At 65.7% G+C, this 18,431-nt stretch carries 15 protein-coding genes; 4 read left to right on the top strand and 11 right to left on the bottom strand.

Annotation, left to right across the window (positions count from 1 at the left end):
• Positions 1–580 precede the first annotated feature (580 nt).
• Positions 581–829 carry an antitoxin gene (locus tag AC24YW_RS05430; protein WP_487481736.1) on the top strand — a complete coding sequence of 83 codons (249 nt, stop codon included), beginning with the start codon at positions 581–583 and terminating at the stop codon, positions 827–829.
• A 73-nt stretch (positions 830–902) separates the two neighbouring features.
• On the opposite strand, the gene AC24YW_RS05435 is transcribed toward AC24YW_RS05430, so the two are convergent.
• The 6 genes from AC24YW_RS05435 to AC24YW_RS05460 form a co-directional block, all read right to left on the bottom strand.
• Positions 903–1,652, bottom strand: coding sequence for a phosphorylase (locus AC24YW_RS05435; RefSeq protein ID WP_487481737.1), 750 nt, complete (start codon positions 1,650–1,652; stop codon positions 903–905).
• On the bottom strand, positions 1,649–3,601 hold the full coding sequence (shc, locus tag AC24YW_RS05440) for a squalene--hopene cyclase (RefSeq protein WP_487481738.1): 1,953 nt from the start codon (positions 3,599–3,601) through the stop codon (positions 1,649–1,651). The genes AC24YW_RS05435 and shc overlap by 4 nt, the downstream gene beginning before the upstream one ends.
• A 63-nt stretch (positions 3,602–3,664) precedes the next feature.
• On the bottom strand, positions 3,665–4,921 hold the full coding sequence (hpnE, locus tag AC24YW_RS05445; protein WP_487481739.1) for a hydroxysqualene dehydroxylase HpnE: 1,257 nt from the start codon (positions 4,919–4,921) through the stop codon (positions 3,665–3,667).
• The gene (gene hpnD, locus AC24YW_RS05450; protein WP_487481740.1) at positions 4,921–5,760 is read right to left on the bottom strand and encodes a presqualene diphosphate synthase HpnD; all 840 of its coding nucleotides are present in this window, start codon (positions 5,758–5,760) and stop codon (positions 4,921–4,923) included. Before hpnD ends, hpnE begins: the two co-directional genes overlap by 1 nt.
• A complete protein-coding gene (hpnC, locus tag AC24YW_RS05455) occupies positions 5,750–6,634 on the bottom strand; it encodes a squalene synthase HpnC (RefSeq protein ID WP_487481741.1) in 885 nt (294 codons plus the stop codon). The genes hpnD and hpnC overlap by 11 nt, the downstream gene beginning before the upstream one ends.
• Positions 6,635–6,826: 192 nt before the next feature.
• Positions 6,827–7,060 carry a hypothetical protein gene (locus AC24YW_RS05460; protein WP_225145159.1) on the bottom strand — a complete coding sequence of 78 codons (234 nt, stop codon included), beginning with the start codon at positions 7,058–7,060 and terminating at the stop codon, positions 6,827–6,829.
• Between the two features lie 458 nt (positions 7,061–7,518).
• On the opposite strand from AC24YW_RS05460, the gene AC24YW_RS05465 reads away from it, so the two are divergent.
• The gene (locus tag AC24YW_RS05465; RefSeq protein ID WP_487481742.1) at positions 7,519–8,016 is read left to right on the top strand and encodes a hypothetical protein; all 498 of its coding nucleotides are present in this window, start codon (positions 7,519–7,521) and stop codon (positions 8,014–8,016) included.
• Between the two features lie 90 nt (positions 8,017–8,106).
• Positions 8,107–8,940 (top strand): hypothetical protein, encoded by an 834-nt coding sequence (locus tag AC24YW_RS05470; protein WP_487481743.1) that lies wholly within the window; start codon positions 8,107–8,109, stop codon positions 8,938–8,940.
• 16 nt (positions 8,941–8,956) lie between these two features.
• On the opposite strand, the gene AC24YW_RS05475 is transcribed toward AC24YW_RS05470, so the two are convergent.
• From AC24YW_RS05475 to AC24YW_RS05495, 5 genes are all read right to left on the bottom strand, one after another.
• Positions 8,957–9,739 carry a class I SAM-dependent methyltransferase gene (locus AC24YW_RS05475; protein ID WP_487481744.1) on the bottom strand — a complete coding sequence of 261 codons (783 nt, stop codon included), beginning with the start codon at positions 9,737–9,739 and terminating at the stop codon, positions 8,957–8,959.
• Positions 9,740–9,812: 73 nt separating this feature from the next.
• Positions 9,813–12,179 (bottom strand): efflux RND transporter permease subunit, encoded by a 2,367-nt coding sequence (locus AC24YW_RS05480; RefSeq protein WP_487481745.1) that lies wholly within the window; start codon positions 12,177–12,179, stop codon positions 9,813–9,815.
• Positions 12,180–12,386: 207 nt separating this feature from the next.
• Positions 12,387–13,172, bottom strand: a complete 786-nt coding sequence (gene eutC / locus AC24YW_RS05485) for an ethanolamine ammonia-lyase subunit EutC (RefSeq protein WP_487481746.1) — start codon at positions 13,170–13,172, stop codon at positions 12,387–12,389.
• 6 nt (positions 13,173–13,178) lie between these two features.
• The gene (locus tag AC24YW_RS05490; protein ID WP_487481747.1) at positions 13,179–14,765 is read right to left on the bottom strand and encodes a B12-binding domain-containing radical SAM protein; all 1,587 of its coding nucleotides are present in this window, start codon (positions 14,763–14,765) and stop codon (positions 13,179–13,181) included.
• Between the two features lie 142 nt (positions 14,766–14,907).
• Entirely contained in the window at positions 14,908–16,290 is a 1,383-nt protein-coding gene (locus tag AC24YW_RS05495) for an ethanolamine ammonia-lyase subunit EutB (protein WP_487481748.1), read from the bottom strand.
• Positions 16,291–16,526: 236 nt separating this feature from the next.
• On the opposite strand from AC24YW_RS05495, the gene AC24YW_RS05500 reads away from it, so the two are divergent.
• Positions 16,527–18,263: a methyl-accepting chemotaxis protein gene (locus AC24YW_RS05500; protein WP_487481749.1), complete on the top strand. Its 1,737-nt coding sequence runs from the start codon at positions 16,527–16,529 to the stop codon at positions 18,261–18,263.
• The last annotated feature ends 168 nt before the right edge of the window (positions 18,264–18,431 follow it).

The raw sequence follows: 18,431 nt of genomic DNA on the forward strand, positions 1-18,431 counted from the left end.
TCATGTGCGGCACCAGCGCGCTCTTGTCCTGCGCTCTTCCTTGCAGACACACCATCGCATTCTCGCGGCTTCTTTCGCCCGAGCTTTGCTGTTCGTTTCGCCCTCGAAAGACCAGAGAGCGCAGGGAAGGCCGGGCGCCGGAGGCACCCGAGTCCGTGCACAAGGAAATGCACACGGGGTGGACTACAGGTGTTGCCGGTCGCCCGGCCTTCCCTGCGCGGATGGTTTTAACGGTGTCCTTCGTGCTCTCCTCGGGGAGCGTTGCACTATTGCCCCCGTCGCCTCGCCGCTTGAACCGATGCGCGCGGTCACAGCGCCGTGTCGTAGCGCGCCGCGCATGACTCAACGGTCGCCCGTCCCTGTCACCGCCTGTCGCGCCGGCGCTACCGCGTCCACCGCACCCCGACCCGCATCTCGTGACGATCGCGAAGCGCCCCTCTGGCAGGGCCGGGATGCCGTACGTATGCCATAAATCCGAAATTCGGGAAAGTGGAATATTTTTGTAGTGGGGATTGACGGCGTTTGCGGTGTTTTGCCCGACGCTTCTCGCTGGCAAGTGCAAACCCTTCCGTATAATTAGGTGAGCATCTACAGGAGGCAGCCCTGGCCCTACATCGCCAAGGTGTTCAAGTCCGGCAATGTCCAGTCCGTGCAATTGCCGAATGCGTTTCATGTCTCGGCCGATGAGGTCGAGGTGACGCAGCACGATGACGCCATCATCCTGCGCCCCAGGCAGAACGCCGCCGAATCTTGGGCATCGCTTCGAACAGCCATTGCGCACGGATTCAGCTCTGACTTCACGATCGGGATATCGATGGCGCGCCCGTGACGCCGATCGCGCTCAAAACAAAAGGCCCGGTCAATCGACCGAGCCTTTGTTTCGTCAACTCGAAAACCCCGCTTCACGCCGCCTTCGACACCAGCGCCTCGCTCTCCACCAGCTCCGTGCCGATCAGATAATCCCGGCAACCGCGCAGGCTCCGCAGCGCGCGGTTGAAGTCGATGCCGGTCGAGACGAGGGCATGCAGCGTTGCCGGATTGCGCGCGATGCCGCGCAGCACGGCTCCGAGGTCGATCTGGCCGTTCGGCTTGATCGCGGCGCGGGCGAGCGCGGGCAGCGCGCGGTGGGCGGGATCGCTGATGACGCGGACGGCGGCGAAGGGCAGCCCGGCCTCGGCGGCGTAGGCGGCGGCGATGTGGCTTTCCATGTCGACGGCGGCAGCTCCCGTCTCGGAGTGCAGCGCCGCCTTGCAGGCGCGCTTGGTGACCACTTCCTCGGCACCGGCGAGGCTGCCGCGCACGACGCGGCGGCGGCCGGAGGTCAGACGCTCGATCAGGTCGTCGCCGAGCGACAGCCCGGCGGCCCAGCGGGTGTCGCCGGAGAGCACTTCGGTCGCCAGCACGACGTCGCCGGAGCGCAAGCTCGGATCGAGCCCGCCGGCCACGCCGAACGAGATCACGCCGCGAATCGTCTCAGGATCCACCACCGTCAGAAGCGCCCGCAACTGGGTCGGGCTGCTGGATGAACAGATGACCGCCATTCCGGGCCCGGCCGCGATGCGGGCCTCCTGAACCAATCCGGTCACGATCAGTATCGGCCGCGGGTCGATGGCCTGACCCACGGTAACATAGTCCCCCGTCCCCAAAGTCACATTCCGACCCCTACCACCCTGCTGTTGGTGTTCCGCAAGTTCCGATACCGCGCCAACGCCCACAGCGGAAAGAACTTTGGGTAACCATGATAACGTAGATAGAACACGCGGGGGAAGCCTGTGGCGGTGTACCGCTGCTCCTCCCACAGTCCTTTTTTGTCTTGTGTTGCAATCAGGTACTCCACCCCGCGGGCGACGGCCGGGTGATCAACCTCGCCTGCCGCCATCAGGGCAAGCAAGGCCCATGCCGTTTGCGAGGCGGTCGAGGGGGCGGCCTCCCAGCCCTTGTAGTCGAGCCGGTAGCTGACGGCGTCCTCGCCCCAGCCGCCGTCGTCGTTCTGGATCGAGGTCAGCCAGGCCGCCGCCTTGCGGATCATGGGGTCCTTGTGGTCGACGCCGGCCATGTTGAGGGCGCACAGCACCGACCAGGTTCCATAGATGAAGTTCATGCCCCAACGGCCGTACCAGGACCCCTCGGGGTGCTGGGTCTTCCGCAAGTACGCGACGCCGGCGGCCACCTGCTTGCTGGTCTTGGCGGTCTCGCCGAGCTGGGCCAGCATCGAGATGCAGCGCGCCGTGACGTCCTCGGTCGGTGGATCGAGCAGCGCGCCGTGGTCGGAAAACGGGATGTTGTTCAGGTAATATTCGAGGTTGTTGACGTCGAAGGCGGCCCAGCCGCCGTCGTCGCTCTGCATGCCCTCGATCCACTCCCGGCCGCGGGCGATCGCGGAATCATAGCCGGTCGCGCCGTGCTCCCGCCGCATGCGGTCCATCGACATCACCACCACGGCGGTGTCGTCGAGATCGGGATAATGCGCATTGTTGTACTGGAAGGCCCAGCCGCCCGGGCGCACGTCGGGCCGCTTCACCGCCCAGTCGCCCTTCACTTCGAGCTCCTGCCTCGGGATCAGCCAGTCGAGGCCCTGCTTGGCGGCCGGCACCGCCTTGTCGCCACCGGCCTCCAGCAGCGCATGCGCGGTCAGCGTCGTGTCCCACACCGGTGAGACGCAGGGCTGGCAATAGGCCTCGTCGTCCTTGATGACGAGCAACTTGTCGATGCCCCGGCGCGTGATCGCACGCGGCGGGAAGTTCTCGTCCTTGCCGAGCGCGTCGTACATCATGACGATGTTGGCCATGGGCGGGTAGATCGCGCCCATGCCGTCCTCGCCGTTGAGCCGTTCCTCGGTGAAAGCGAGCGCGGCGTCGATCGCGCGCTTGCGCAGGCTCTTCGGAAACAGCGGCTCGATCACGCGCAGGATCGCGTCGAGCGAACGAAACAACAGAAACCAGGCCATGCTCTGGTGCGGCGCCTTCGCGGTCATGCCGATCGAGCGCGGATCCTGCAGGAACAATTCGTCGATGCCGACGCCCTTCGGATTCCTCGCGCGCGGCTTCAGCGCAGCGATCACCATCAGCGGCACCATGGTAGTGCGCGCCCAGTAGGAGATCTTGTTGAGGTGGAACGGCGACCAGAACGGCAGCAATACGATCTCGATCGGCAGCACCGGCACCGCGCGCCAGGTCACGACGCCGAAGGTTGCGAGCAGGAAGCGGGTGAAGACGTTGCTGTTGATCGCACCGCCGCGGGCGTGGATCGCCTCGCGCGCCCGCACCATGTGCGGCGCGTCGACGGAGTCGCCGATCATCTTCAGCGCGAAGTACGCCTTCACGCTGGCGCTCATGTCGAACTCGCCGTCATGCACCAGCGGCCAGCCGCCATGGGCGCCCTGGATGCGGCGCAGGTAATTGCCGATCTTGGCCTCGAGCACGGTATCGACCGGCTCGGCGAGATAATGCCGCAGCAGAACGTATTCGGCCGGAATCGTGCAGTCGGCCTCGAGCTCGAACACCCAATGGCCGTCGGCTTGCTGGAAGCCAAGGAGGCCCTGGGTGGCCGACGCAATGCTCGATTCCAAAGCTTCGCGGCTGGTCGCGGTCACGGAATCCATGTCGCTCGATTGCTCCGATAGTCGATGAAAGTTGACCGGGACATTTGCCCGTCAGGCCGCCTCTCAGGATCCTTTGGCGGCCAGAACCAGATCGGCGGCGCGGTCACCCGACCGGACCGATCCCTCGATGGTTGCTGGCAATCCCGTAGCAGTCCAGTCGCCGGCGAGGAACAGGTTTTTCAGCGCAGTGACCGGCCCCGGACGCAGGGCATTCTGGGCCGGCGTCGCCGCAAATGTGGCGCGGCGCTCGCGCACGATCTGCCAAGGGGGCAGCTCGCCGGAGACACCGCCCGTCTCGCAGACCTCGTTCCAGATCGTCTGCGCCAGTTCCTCGCGCGGCATGTCGACCAGCCGGTCGCCATTGCTGATGGTCACCGAGAGCCGGTTCGGGAACGCGAACAGCCATTCCACCACGCCGCCGATCACGCCGAGGATGGGCGCCGAGCCGGGCGGCGGTGTGATGCGGAAATGCGCATTGACGATGGCGCGGAATTCGGTCGGCGTCTTCAGCCCCGGCAGCAGGCTGGCTGCCGCGCGCGGCGGCACAGCCATCACGACGACATCGCCCGCAGCGAGCTGAATCACATCCTCGCCGCCGAAATTCAGCGCGGTCACCTTGCCGTCCGTGCTGACGAACGAGCGCAGCTCATGGCCGAGCTGAACGGTGTGGCCACGCTCCTGCAGAAACGTCACGGCGGGCTCGATCAGAACCGCGCTGAGTCCGTCGCGCGCAATCAGCGGACGGCAGGCCTGCCCGCCCGCAAGCAGCGTCTCGCGCACGATCGCGCCGGCTAGCCCGGCCGAGCCCTCGGGCGGATCGACGTTGAGAGCGGCCAGCAGCAGCGGCTGCACCAGGCGCTGATAGAGAATGCCCTCGGTCGGAATCGCCTTGCCGACCAGCGTCTCCTCCGACGCCCAGATCAGCGGCGCCAGCTTGAGATAATCGGAAAGGCCGGTGTCGGGCACGCGGCGGCTTTCGTCGAGCACCCAGGTCGGCCACCGGCCGTCGCCGAGATCGATCTGCCAGCGCTGCCCGGTCTTGATATCGACGAACGGAAATTGCGCGCGCTCGGGGCCGACCAGGCCCGCTTCGGTGCCGATCGCGCGCGCATAGGCGCGCGCATGGCCATTGCCCGACAGCAGCAGATGATTGCCGTTGTCGATGGTGAGATTGGTGGCGCCGTCGAAATAGGACCGGCAGCGGCCGCCGGCCTGGTGCGTCGCCTCGTGCACGGCGACCTTGAAGCCGGCATTGGCGAGCCGCACGGCGGCGGAGAGGCCGGAAATTCCAGCGCCGATGATGTGAGCTGTGTTTTGCATCAGATGAAAGCGTAACGGAGCAGGATCAGGATGCGCGTGATCTTGGGCACACGCACCGGCTCGCGCGGCGCGGTGAAGCCGCGCGCGATCAGGAGGTCCAGAATGGAATGGTAGTATTTCGACATGATCCGCGGCGCGCGCACGGCGCGGCGCCTGTTGCGGTTCATGATCTCGTCCGACTTCTCGAAATGCACCTTGGCGCGCTGCGCCAGCGGCATGCAGACCTTCGGCAGCGCGCGCTCGGCGATCACTCGGCTCGGATCATCGGAGGTGATGCCGGCATGCAGCAGCGCCTCGCGCGGCAGATAGAGCCGGCCGAGGCCGGCGTCCTCGTCGATGTCGCGCAGGATGTTGGTGAGCTGCAGCGCGCGGCCGAGATGGTGCGCGAGCAGGATGCCGTCTTCCTCGGGGATGCCGAACACCCGCACCGACAGCCGCCCCACGGCGCTGGCGACACGGTCGCAATACAGATCCAGCGTCGCCATGTCGGGCGCACGGATGTCCTGCGGTACGTCCATCTCCATGCCGTCGACGATGGCGAGGAAATCTTCGCGCTTGAGGTCGAAGGTCTTCACCGAGGCGACGTAGTCCTTCAGCCGCGGCGGCGGATGGCCCTGATAGAGCGCGTCGATGTCGTTGCGCCACTCCTGAAGTGCGGCGAGCCGCTCGCCGCGCGGGCCGTCGGAATCGGCGATGTCGTCGACCTGGCGGCAGAAGCTGTAGATCTGGAACATCGCCTCGCGCTGGTCACGCGGCAGGATGCGCATCGCGGCATAGAACGAGCTGCCGGATGCGGTCGAGCCGTAATTGGCGCCGGGCGTGGTCGCCTCAAGCGTCATGGGCAGTCCCCGGTCTGGAAATGGCCTTGCGACCGATCACACGACGGCCGACCTCGCCGATGATTCCGGCGAGGCTGAAGGCGAGCAGCTCGAACTTGTTCAGATGCACGCGCTCGCGCAAGGGATCGCGTACCTTGAGCAGGCGGACGATACGGTCGGCATAGGCCTGGATGACGGAGACGTCGACGCCGAGACGGATATCCCGGATCTCGGCTGCGAGCGGCCTGCCCTCCTCGAGCAGCGCCTCGTTGCGTGCGGCGAGCGACTGCAGGCAGGCCAGCATCGCCGGCGGCGACTGGGCGAGACCGAGCTGCTCGACCGAGGCGCCGTGTGCTGCCAGCGCATCGCGCGGCAGATAGACGCGGTTGAGCTCGCGGAAATCCTTGCCGCAATCCTGCAGGTGATTGTTGATCTGCAAGCCTGCGCAGAGCGCGTCCGAGGCGGCCCAGGTCGAGGTGCTCTCGCCGTGAACGTCGAGCATGAAGCGGCCGACCGGCATCGCCGAATAGCGGCAATAATGGATGACCTCGTCCCAGGTCTCGTAGCGCAGCTTGGTCACGTCCATGCGGAAGGCGATCAGCACGTCGAGCGCATGACGCGGCGCCATGCCGCGCTCGGCCAGCGCGCGGCGCAAGCTGACGGCCTCAGGCTGGGTGTCGCCGTTGCCGAGCAATTCCGCCTCGAGCAAATCGAGATAAGCGAGCTTCTGGTCGGCGGGTAGCGTGGCGTGGTCGGCGATGTCGTCGGCGGTGCGAACGAAATTATAATAGGCCAGAATCAGGGCGCGATGACGCGGATGAATGATCCAGGACGCGACGGGAAAATTCTCGTCGCGGTCACCCTTGCCGGATCGCAATTCGCTCGCAGAGGTCATCGAGGGCTGGTTTACAATCGTTTGGACAGGAAGGGCTTTTTCGCTCGGGCGGGCTCACGCCGGCGACGCCGCCGCGGCCCCCATATAGGGGAATACGGCCGCAAAACCAATCCTGTCCGTCGATGGCTGCCCTTTCGCGGATTGCGCTCGGAAAAGCGGCCGAGGGCCGCCTTTCTGGGCCAGTGGCCGAGTTTATTGATTGTGGTTCTTCAGCACCTGGTCGCAGGCCTGCGAGATCTTGGCCCGGTTCTCCTTGAGGCAGGCCAGGATGGTGAAATCGCCCTGGTCGATGACCGGGCGGCAGAACTTCTGCACATCGCGGGTGCAGGCCTTCTGCTCGGCGTCCGTGCCACGCCCTTGCTGGGCGAACGCCGTCGTCGAAAGGGAGGCCGACAGCAGGGTGAGAGCGACGAGAAGATTACGCATTGTATTCCTTCATTCTGACGGCAGAATCGCACCGATCCCGGACTGCACAGGGCGGATGGCCGGACGGATTGGTTCTGATGGCAAGTCGCCGCTTGGAGCGGCCTCAGAGAAGGCACAAGCACTGGCAAATGCGGCCAAATTGGCGCCGCACCCGCCGAATCGGGTCTTCCCCGCGGCTTCATTGGCAGAACTAAGAGCTTGATACTACGTCATAATTCGGGCGCGTTGCGTTTTAATGCAGACCTGTTGCTGCGCTGCATCTCTTCGCGCCTCCCTGGACGCCGGAAACATGCCGAAACGCGGGCAAATCGCGGCCTTGGGCGCCCAGCGGGCCCGCGTGAACCGCCGCCTCTGGCCGTCGGGCTTTGAACCTGCGACTTGCTCGGAGCACTAAACTTTCGATGTGGCGAGACGTTCTCAATCGTGAGTGAACGTCGTTCCGAAACGGGATATTTGCGATGACATTCTTTGGGCGATCTGGACTGGCAATCACGGCGGCCGGCGTCGGGGCGGCGCTGCTCTTTTCGGTGGCGGCAAGCCACGCTCAGTCGTCCGGACCGTTTGCCGGCTTCGACGGCGCATGGAGCGGCACCGGCACGGTGTCGTTGTCCGACGGCTCCACCGAGCGCATCCGCTGCAAGGCGGATTACAAGGTGGCCGGCAGTGGCCTCAACCTGAAGCAGGCGCTGCACTGCGCCTCCGACAGCTACAAGTTCGACCTCACCAGCGATGTGACGAGCCAGGGCGACCGCATTTCCGGCAATTGGAGCGAGTCCAGCCGCAACATCTTCGGCAATCTCCAGGGCACCGCGGGCGGCGGCCAGATCGACGTCTTCGTCGAGGCCAACGGCTTTGCCGCCAATCTGTCGCTGCGCACCAACGGCACCAAGCAGACCGTGCAGATCTCGTCCAAGGGCGAGATTCGCGGCGTCAACATTACGATGACGAAGAGCTGAAGGCCTTTCGCACGCAATGAGGAACATGCCCCCGGTTCTCGCGAGCCGGGGGTTTTTGCTGACACGAACTGACCGGCTGGATTTGCTGAGATGGACCCGATCCGCAGACATCTGCTGAAGGCCGCCGGGCTCTTCGTGGCCAGCCGCGCCTTCGCCGGCGATCAGCAGGGAGCGAACATGCAGCCTTCGTCCGTGAAGCCGCGTCACGTGCTCTGCTTCCTCGGCAAGAATGAAAGCCTGCTGCATCCGCCGAAGGCGGTGGCGAAGACGATCGCCGATTTCGGCTTCGAGATCGACCGAACCTATTCGCAAGCAAAGCCCGATGCGAAGATGGAACGCTCGTTCGGCGTATGCTGGGACCGCGTCTTCCCGAAGGCGTGGTCCGAGACGGACGAAGTGGCCGTGCTCAACCACAAGGCCGTGCTCTACGTGCTGAGTCCGCCGATGGAGCAGCAGAAGACGGTCGCCTATTCGGCCGCCGCCTTGCGCATCGTCGAGGAGATGATCGATGCTGGCGCCACCGCCGTGAAGGGCGAAAGCGCGGGCGTTGCCCACGGCCTCGCGCGATGGCGGCAGTTGGCCCGGGAGTGCAGGGCCGCCGCGAACCCGAGCCAGGGGCTTGCCGTCACGGCAGCCATGGCCCGGACCTGCCGCCTCGCCTTCGCCAAGCGTCCGCTCGCCGGCGACATCTACAACGAAAGCGTCGGCTTCCACCTCGTCGGACTGCCGGACATCTATGTCGCGCGATCGCGCGGCAGCGACCGGAACGCGGTGATGCTGATGGACGAGATCGCCGACGCCATGGCCGGGCACGGCATCGAGGCGACGCTGCGCGAGCGCAAGCTCACGTTGTCGCGCGAGCAGGATTACGCCGAGGGCGATTTCAAGTTCAATCCGTACGGGATCGTGCGCGTCGAGGCGTAAGCCGAACCGCGCCGGATCAGTTCTTGCGCGCGATGCATTCGCACCGGCATCGGAAATAGACCGCGTCCGGATCGCGCTCCCAAGCCTCCCATCCGGCAAGCGCGGCCCGAATCTCATCGTCTGTCGCGAGCCCCCTGCTCACGAGTTGCGGTCCGAGGCCGAGCAGGCTCCGCCGCGCATCGGCCACCGCCTCGCTGCGGCTCTGCGCATCGGCACTGTGGTTGACGTAGCTTGCACCGGCCCAGACGGGCGCGAAGCCGTGGGCTCGGAGGATGGAGCCCTGGCGGCGGCCGAAGCGAAGCGCCTCCCGATCGTCGTGCCGGTACCAGCGTTGCCAGAGATCGAGCGCGAGGCGCACGCCGTCGATTTCAGGGTGAAGAACATTGCCGCCGACGTCGGCATCGCGCGTTGCGAGGAGGCCGCCCGGCTTCAGCACCCGTCGCGCTTCGGCCAGCGTTCGCGCCAATATCTCCCGGCTTTGATGGTAGAGCACCGCGTGAAAGAACACGGCATCGAACGTTCCGTCAGCGAACGGCAGCACGGTCATGTCGGCTTCGACAAAGACCAGATTGGTCAAGCCCGCCGCCGACGCGAGGCGATTGGCTGCGGTAACGACCTTAGGTTCCATATCGATGCCGACGGCCTTTCCGACGTGACCCGCCAGCGCTGCGGTAATAGTGCCGGGCCCGCAGCCGGCGTCGAGCAGGGTCATCCCCGAGGTCAGGACCGGAACGAAAAACGCGGCGCAGTCGCCACCTCGCTTCTGCTGAAACGCCACGATGGAGCCGTCGTGCTGCATGGCTCGTCCCCGACCGGAACTCCGGCGCAGTCATCCAGACTGCGTCGATTCCGTGTCCGCTGGATGACGCCGCTCAGATCGCCGGCTTGTCCGTGCCCTGCAGCTTGCCGTGCAGGTTGATCAGCCACATCGCCGTCGGCCGGAGGATGAAGAGGTCGGCGACCAGCGCCATCACCATCGAGAAGGCGCTGAGCCAGCCGAACAGCCGCAGCGACGGCAGGTCGGAGAACACGGTGACGACGAGGCCGCAGGCCAGCACCACCGTGGTCAGGATCAGCGCAGGTCCCACCAGCACGGTCGCCCGCTCCACCGCGAGCGCCGAGCCGACACCCGGCTTGTTCTCCAGCCGCAGGCGGTTGAGGAAGTGGATGGTGGCGGAGAGGCCAAGGCCGAACGAGACCGTGAGTGCGACGACGCTGGCGAATTGCAGCCCCTCGCCCATCGCCCACAGGACCGTGCCCGACATCACCACCGGGAAGATGCCCGGCAGGATGCAGGCGAGGGTCACCACCCAGGAGCGGAAGGCGAGGCCGATGAAGATCGCGACCAGCGCGAATTCGATCGTGAGGCCGTGGTTCAGCTTCTCGATCATGTTGGCCGAGTTGCGCGCCGCAATTGCAGCGAGACCCGTCACCGCGACCTCGTAGCCGGGATGCTTCTTGCGGACGGCGTCGAGTTCGGCATCGAGCTTGTCGACGATCGGCAGGAGCTGGCTGGAATCCTTGTCCGGCACGCGGCCGGCCACAACGACGGCGGTCTGCTCGGCGTCGATGAAGCGCCGCACCAGGTGCTCGGGGATGACGCTGACATATTCCTTCAGCGTCGCGACATCGGCACTGCCGGCCTTCTCCGCCAGCCAGCGGCGCAGCGTCTCCAGCGACCAGACGTTGCCGACCCCGGCGGACTTCTCGACCGTCGCATGCACCTCGGCGATGGTCTGGAGCGTCTGCGGCGAATAGAGCGATTCACCCTTGGGGAACACGATCAGCACGTTGACGGGATTGGCGCCGGTCAGCTTGGCATCGAGCCGGTCACTGGCGGCGACCGCCTGGCGCTTGTCCGGCACCTGGTCGGCGAGTCGGTAGCGCGGCTCCAGATTGGCATAGATGACGCCGAGGCCGCCGACGAACAGCACCGCGACCAGGCTGAACAGGCCGGGCCGGCCGACCATGCGCACCGCGATCCAGTAGCAGAAATTGCGCAGCGCCTGAACGCCGGCGTCCGCACCCTGGAACTTGACCGCGAAGACCTTCTCATTGCGCACGAACAGCACGCCGAAGACAGGCACCAGGGACAGCACGGCGACCAGCGCGATGATGGTGGCGGCAAGGCCCGCCTCGCCGAACTTGCGGATCAGGTCGGAATCGGAGAATTGCAGCGCGATGAAGGAGATGCCGGCGGTGCCGTGCGTCAGCACGCAGGCCGGCCCCACCACCAGCACCGCGTTCTTGAACGCGGTGAACTTGTCCTGGCCCGCGATCAGGCGGTCGCGCGCGGCGAAGGTCAGCTGCATCGAGTCCGAGAAGCTGATGACCATGATGAGCGGCGTCATCACGTTCAGGAACATGTTGAGGTTGAAATTGGCCCAGCCGAGCGCGCCGAGCGCCAGCAGGATCGCGATCATCGGCGGAAATGCCGCCGCGATCATGAACGAGATCTTGCGGAAGAAGATGATGGCGATGATGCAGCCGGCGAGGATGCCGAGGATGTTGTAGGTCAGCCCGTCACGCTCAACCGCGTTGCGGATCTCGAGCTGCATCACCGGCACGCCCGAGAGCTGTACGTTGAGCCCGGTGTCGCCGAGATCCTCCTTCATCAGCGCGCGGATGTCGCCGACCGTCTTGGTCAGCTTGTTGGAAGCGACCACCTCCGGATCGAGCGACAGCACGACCAGCGCCAGCGTGCCGTCCTCCGACAGCAGCTTGCCTCGGATGATCTCATTGTTCTTGACGGTCTCGATGAACTTGTCATAGGCCGCGCCCTCGGGCAGATCGGCCGGAAACAGCGCCGCCGGCAGCCTGCCAGGGGCCGGCGCCTGGCGCGCCGAGAACAGCGAGACCAGCCCGCGCGTGCCTTCGACCAGCTGCAGGTCGGTGACGAAGTCGCGCAGCTTCTCCAGGTTGTTCCGCTCCAGCAGGGTCTTGCCCTCGACCACGACGAGAACGTCGAACTCCTCCGCTGGGAACTTCTTGGTCACCTCTTCGTACTGGCGGAATTCGCGGCTGTCGGATCGGAACAGCTGCGACAGCGAATCGTCGATCTTGATCCGGTAGATGCCGAACACCGCGCCGACGATGAGCGCGAGCAGGACGATGCAGGAGACGATCGGGGCCCGAACGGCGATCAGCCCGAGACGCTCCAGCCCGAAGGCGATGGAGGACGTAGGTCCCTGTTCGACCTTGTCGACATGAACCTCACTCTCGCTGTGCTTTTCGAGCATGCCTTGTCCAGTTCCTAAGTCGGCTGCGCCTGTCAGCTTATTGCGCCCCGCGAACGGCTTGAAAACGCCATACCAATGGGAGGCTTGCCCCTTGAAAATGCGCGGAAAATCGCCGGCAGGGGTTTAGCAGGTCAACAGGTCTTTTCGCAAGCAGGGCAAGCCCGGCCGAATCGATCAGAAAGTGGCGATCCGGACCTGAAATGCCCGTCATCCCGGCGAGAATGTGCCAATCTGGCGCGGCGCACGGTCCGCGCTCTCGTCCTTCAGCGCGACGCCGGTGACCTCCCGGGCCAGCCCCTCGCGGACCAGCCAGGCGATCTTGAACGCCGCCTCGTCATGGCTCAACCCGGCGTGGTGGATGTTGGAGACGCAATTGCGCTCGGCATCGGTGCGGCCGGGCCTCGGCGCGAACGTCAGATAGGCGCCGAGGCTGTCGGGCGCCGACAGGCCGGGCCGCTCGCCGATCAGCATCACGACCATGCGCGCACCGAGAATGGCGCCGATCTCGTCGCCGAGCGCGACGCGCGCGCCCGATGCGACGACGACGTGGCCGATCGCGACGGCATCCCCCTCCGCAAGTAATGGCAGCAGGCGCCTCACCACGATCGCCGCATGGCTATGGACCGCCGCCGCGGACAGGCCGTCTCCGATCACGACCGCGAGCTGGCTTGGCGCCGAGACGCTTCGGGCCAGACGTTGTGCCGAGTCTTGCTCGAGCTGTCGTCCCAGATCCGGCCGCCGCAGATAGTCGCTGCGATCAACCGCCCGGCTCCGCACCTCGGTCACCGCAAGACCGAGCGCGTCGAGATCGGCGATCAGGCGCGGCGTATCGAAGGATGCATGCACGGCATCGCGCGCGCGGGCATGGTCCAGCGTGAAATCGAGCAGCGCCTTCGTCGGCAGGCTCGCACCGCTGCGCCCCAGCGCGACGCGCGCGGGCGTGAGCGACCGCAGATCGAGGGTCGGACGGCGCGGCAGGGCCGGGTCAGACATGCGGCATCATTCGGCGGGCACGGCGGCCTCGCGCAGCCGGATCGAATAGTTCGATGCGTTCTGCTCCCCGCTGGAGGCCGCTCGCGCAAAGGTGATGAGATGGTGCGCAATCAGCGTGCAGCCGATCAGGCCTTCGAGATCGCCGCGCTTGATGCGCCCCAGCGCGAACTTCCAGAACACGCGCCTGTAGTTGCCGAGCACGCCGACCTTCCAGAAGATATTGCGCAGCATGACGAGGCCGCGCCGGATGTTGCGCCAGGTCTTCATCTCGTCTGGCACCGGCATCTTCAGGCGGTGCACATAGACGTGATCGCATTGATGCTGAAAGCGTGCGTAAACCTTCTCGGGCGCGTAAGCGACCGCCATGGCATGCTTCCAGGAAGCTATGACCTCGTCATAGGGCAACAGGAAGTCGACGTTGGAATCGCGGCTGTCGTCGTGGACCAGGCGTCCCTCGCGCTCCAGACGGTCCCATAGCGGCGTCTTCGGCAGCGCCTGCAGCAGGTTGATGGTGAGCAGCGGAATCCGGGACTCCTCGACGAAGGCGAGCAAAGCCTCCGAGGTGTTCGGCTTGTCGGTGTCGAGCCCCATGATGATGCCCGAGACCACCTCCATGCCGTAGGAGTTGATGGTGCGCACGCCTTCCAGGATCGGGACCATCATGTTGTGGTCCTTCTGCATCGCCTTCAGCGCGTCGGGATCGGGCGTCTCGATGCCGCAGAAGATGGTGATGAAATAGGCCTCGCGCATCTTCTCGAGGATCTCGGGGCGCTTGGCGATGTTGAGCGTCGCCTCGCAGGCGAGCCGCACCACATAGCCGGTCCGCTTCTGCCACTCGATCAGGTGCGGCAGCAGGTCCATGGCCGCCTTGCGGTTGCCGATGAAATTGTCGTCGACGAAATAGACCGTGTCGGTCATGCCGCATTCGCGCAGGCGGTCGAGCTCGGCGATGATCTGCTGCGGCGCCTTGATGCGCGGATTGCGGCCGTAGAGGCCGGGGATGTCGCAGAACTCGCACTGATAGGGACAGCCGCTGGAATATTGGATGCTGCCGAGGAAGTATTTTTTGACATCGGCGAGCTCGTAGGCCGGGATCGGAAACTCCGTCATCGGCACGCGGTCCTTGGTCGTGAGCACGACCTGCTGTTCGGGCCGCGAGGTGTCGCGCGACAGGATCTCGATCAGCTGGTTGGTGGCATCGCCGAGCTCGCCGACATGCAGATAATCGAAGGACGGGTAATAGTCGGGACAGGCGCTGACGGAGGGACCGCCGAGCGCGACCGGCAGATCGAACTCATGGGCGCGGCGGCAGATGTCGTTCATCTGCTGGCGCTGGATGTGCATGCCGCTGACGAAGACCGCTTCCGCCCATTCGAACTCCTCCCTGGTCGTGCGGCGCAAATTCTCGTCGACGAATTTGACCTGCCATTCTTTCGGAAGATAGGCGGAGATCAGCAGCAGTCCTTGCGGCGGCATGAAGGCGCGGACGCCATCGGTCAGGGGATAGGAATGCTCGAACGTGCCAAAGGACGAGGTGTAGCGCGGAAACACGCAGAGAATCCGCCGGGACGTTCCGTTACTTTCAGCTCGCATCAAAGCTCCCCCGCCACGACCTGGTTGCGGAAATCGCCAGCCCGACACATAGCGTAATGCTGCGGCTGGAATTTCTCAATATTGTGGCGAGAGCATAATCGCTGGACGCACCGATGGTTTCCTGAGCGGCTGCCCCTCCGCCTCACGCGATCAGCCGCGCGGCAAAATCGGGGAGCAGGCCTGCATCGCCGGCAATCCGGAAATCGGCGCCTGCAATGCCCGAGCGCGCCAGCCAGTCGTCGAATTCCGGCGCGCGGCGCAGCGCGAAGACGTCCCGGACATAGAGCGCGTCGTGAAAAGACGTCGACTGGTAGTTCAGCATGACGTCGTCGGCACCGGGAACGCCCATGATGAAGGTGACGCCGGCGGCGGCGAGCAGCGTCAGGAGATTGTCCATGTCGTCCTGATCCGCCTCGGCGTGGTTGGTGTAGCAGATGTCGACCCCGAGCGGCAGGCCGAGCAGCTTGCCGCAGAAATGATCCTCCAGCCCGGCGCGGATGATTTCCTTGCCGTCGTAGAGATATTCGGGGCCGATGAAGCCGACCACGCTGTTGACGAGCAGGGGGGCAAAGGCGCGGGCGACCGCATAGGCGCGCGCCTCGCAGGTCTGCTGGTCGACGCCGTGATGGGCGCCCGCCGACAGCGCCGAGCCCTGGCCGGTCTCGAAATACATCAGGTTCCGCCCGACGGTGCCGCGCGACTGCGACAGCCCGGCCTCCTGGGCCTCCTTCAGCAGCGTGAGGTCGATGCCGAAGCTGCGGTTGACGGCCTCGGTGCCCGCGACCGATTGGAAGACGAGGTCAACCGGCACGCCCTGCCCGATCAGCGACAGCGTCGTCGTGACATGGGTCAGGACGCAGCCTTGCGTCGGGATTTGCAGCCGGGCGATGATCTCGTCGAGCAGCCGCAGCAATTGCGCGATGACGGCCGGATCGTCACTGGCGGGATTGATGCCGATGCAGGCATCGCCCGCCCCCAACAGGATGCCGTCGAGGATCGAGGCGGTGATGCCCCTGGCATCGTCGAAGGGATGGTTCGGCTGCAGGCGCGTGCTCATCCGCCCCTTCAGGCCGATGGTGTTGCGAAAGGCGGTGGTGACCTCGCATTTGCGTGCCGCCAGGATCAGATCCTGGTTGCGCATCAGCTTCGACACCGCGGCCGCCATCTCCGGCGTGATGCCGGGCGCCAGCGTGCGCAGGATCTGGGGCGTTGCGGCGTCCGACAGCAGCCAGTCGCGGAAGGCGCCGACCGTCAGCGATGCCACCGGCGCGAACGCCTTGGCGTCGTGGCTGTCGATGACGAGGCGGGTGACCTCATCTTCCTCATAGGGAATGATGGCTTCCTGCAGGAACTGGCCGAGCGGCACATCGGCGAGAGCCATCCGCGCGGCGATCATCTGCTCGGAGCTGGCTGCGGCAATGCCGGCCAGCCGGTCGCCGGAGCGCGGAGGCGTCGCCTTGGCGAGCAGGTCGCGCAGGTCAGGGAAGCTGTAGGTCGTGGCGTCGATGCTGTGGCGGTAGACCAAGGGTCTCTCCGGGGTTGCTCGGCCAGCGGCCGACTCCAAGACTATCCCAAAGGACTATCCCGAAACTAAACCGTGGGATCAAGACGCTGAAATGACTTGCCTTTCCTTCGACCAAGGACGGAGGCGGCCAGGGGCTGCGTTAACACAGCGTCCATCTTCGTCCTGCATAGTTTTGCATCGATTTTGCCTGACCCCGTTCACCGGCCGGTCAGGCCAATCCGGGCTCCTTGAACACCATGACATCCGACCGATCTGGGAATGCCGTCAAGCCGGCAGGCCGCTTCACGCTTGCCAGCAAGCTCTATGCGATCTTCGCGCTGTTCGCGCTGCTCACCGCAGCGATCGCGATATTGTCCGACTACAACAGCCGCCGCAGCGCGGACCTCGCAGTCGCGATCGAGACGGCCAATGCCGCCGCGCTGAATGTCGAGCGGGTCAACTCCCTCGTCTATGCGGTGGTGATGGAATCCCGCGGCATCTACATGTCGACCGAGCCGGCCGTGGTGAAGAAATACGGCGACGGCCTGCTCAAGTTCAGCGCCCAGATCCTCGACGTCGTGAAGCGCTGGGAGACCATCGTCAAGGCCGACGATGCCGAGCAGTTCGCCACCTTCAAGAAGCGCATCGAGCAGTTCGTCGAGTTCCGCAAGGAGCTGGTGCGGCGCGGCGTCGAGATCAACGCGGCGGCGGGCCGCGAATGGGGCGACAACGACGCCAATCGCAGCGTGCGCTCGGCGCTGAACAAGGACCTCGAGGCGCTGTCCAAGGTCTATGCCGAGCGCGGCAGGCAGATCGCGCAGCAGACCGAGACCGCCCGCACATTGTCGTTCATCCTCACCTGCCTCGGCGGCATGGCGCTGGCCCTCGTCGTCGCCGGCATCGTCATCATTGCCCGCTCGATCGCCCGGCCGCTCGCCGCGATCACCGCCACCATCAAGCAGGTCGCCGACGGCGCCGAAGATGTCGTGGTGCCGCACGCCAACCGCGCCGACGAGATCGGCGCGCTGGCCCGCGCCATCCAGGTGTTCCAGGACTCGATGGGGCGCAACCGCAACCTCGCCTCGCAAGTGTCGCAGGACGCCGCCGCGCGCGAGGAGCGCGCCCGTCACGTCGAGCGGTCCGTCGAGCAATTCCGCGAGGCGATCGGCGCGATCATGCGCGGCCTCAGCGACAACGCCTCGGTCATGCGCGAGACCGCGCAGACCATCACGCGTGTCACGGCGGATGCGAACAGCCGTGCCGGCACCGCGGCGAACGCCACCGAGCGGGCCTCGCACAACGTCACCGCGGTCGCGGGCGCGGCCGAGGAGCTTTCGGCCTCGGTGGTGGAGATCGGCCGCCAGGTGCGGCAGAGCGCCGGCGCGGTCGAGCAGACCGGCCAGCGCACCGAGAAGTCGATCTCCGAGATCGAGAGCCTCGCTGCGGCCACGCAACGCATCGACGGCGTGCTCAGCCTGATCCAGGCCATCGCCGAGCAGACCAACCTGCTCGCGCTGAACGCCACCATCGAGGCGGCGCGCGCCGGCGATGCCGGCCGCGGCTTTGCCGTCGTCGCCCACGAGGTGAAGGCGCTCGCCGGCCAGACCGCCAAGGCCACGGCCGAGATCAGCGAGAACGTCGCCATGATCCAGGCCTCGACGCGCAACGCCGTCGACGCCGTCCGCGAGATCGGCGGGGCGGTGCGCGAGATCAACGAGGTCACCTCCGCCATAGCCGGCGCCGTCAGTCAGCAGGACCAGGCCACGCGCGAGATCTCCTCCAACGCGCAAAGCGCCGCGCAAGGCAACGAGACGCTGGTGGCGAATATCACCTCGCTGCGCGACGCCATCGGCGAAACCGATACGGCGGCGGCGTCGGTCCTCACCGCCGCCAGCAGCCTGACCGAGACGGCGCAGACGCTGTCGCGGGAGGTGGAGACGTTCTTCCAGAACCTGCGGGCGGGGGCGGACAATCGCATCGCCAAGGCGGGCTAGCGCCTCACCTGGCGCCGCGAAAACGGTGCTCCAGCAAAAACTGAGAAAACAACCCCATGCACAGTAGACGGGGTGAGGTTTTTCAATGGCTTGGCCGGACGGGGCAAACACCGGCTGTTTCGACGGGTTGATTTTGACTCGTCGGGCAAAACAAGAGCATGATGTCAT

This window comes from Bradyrhizobium sp. USDA3516 (assembly GCF_057651995.1).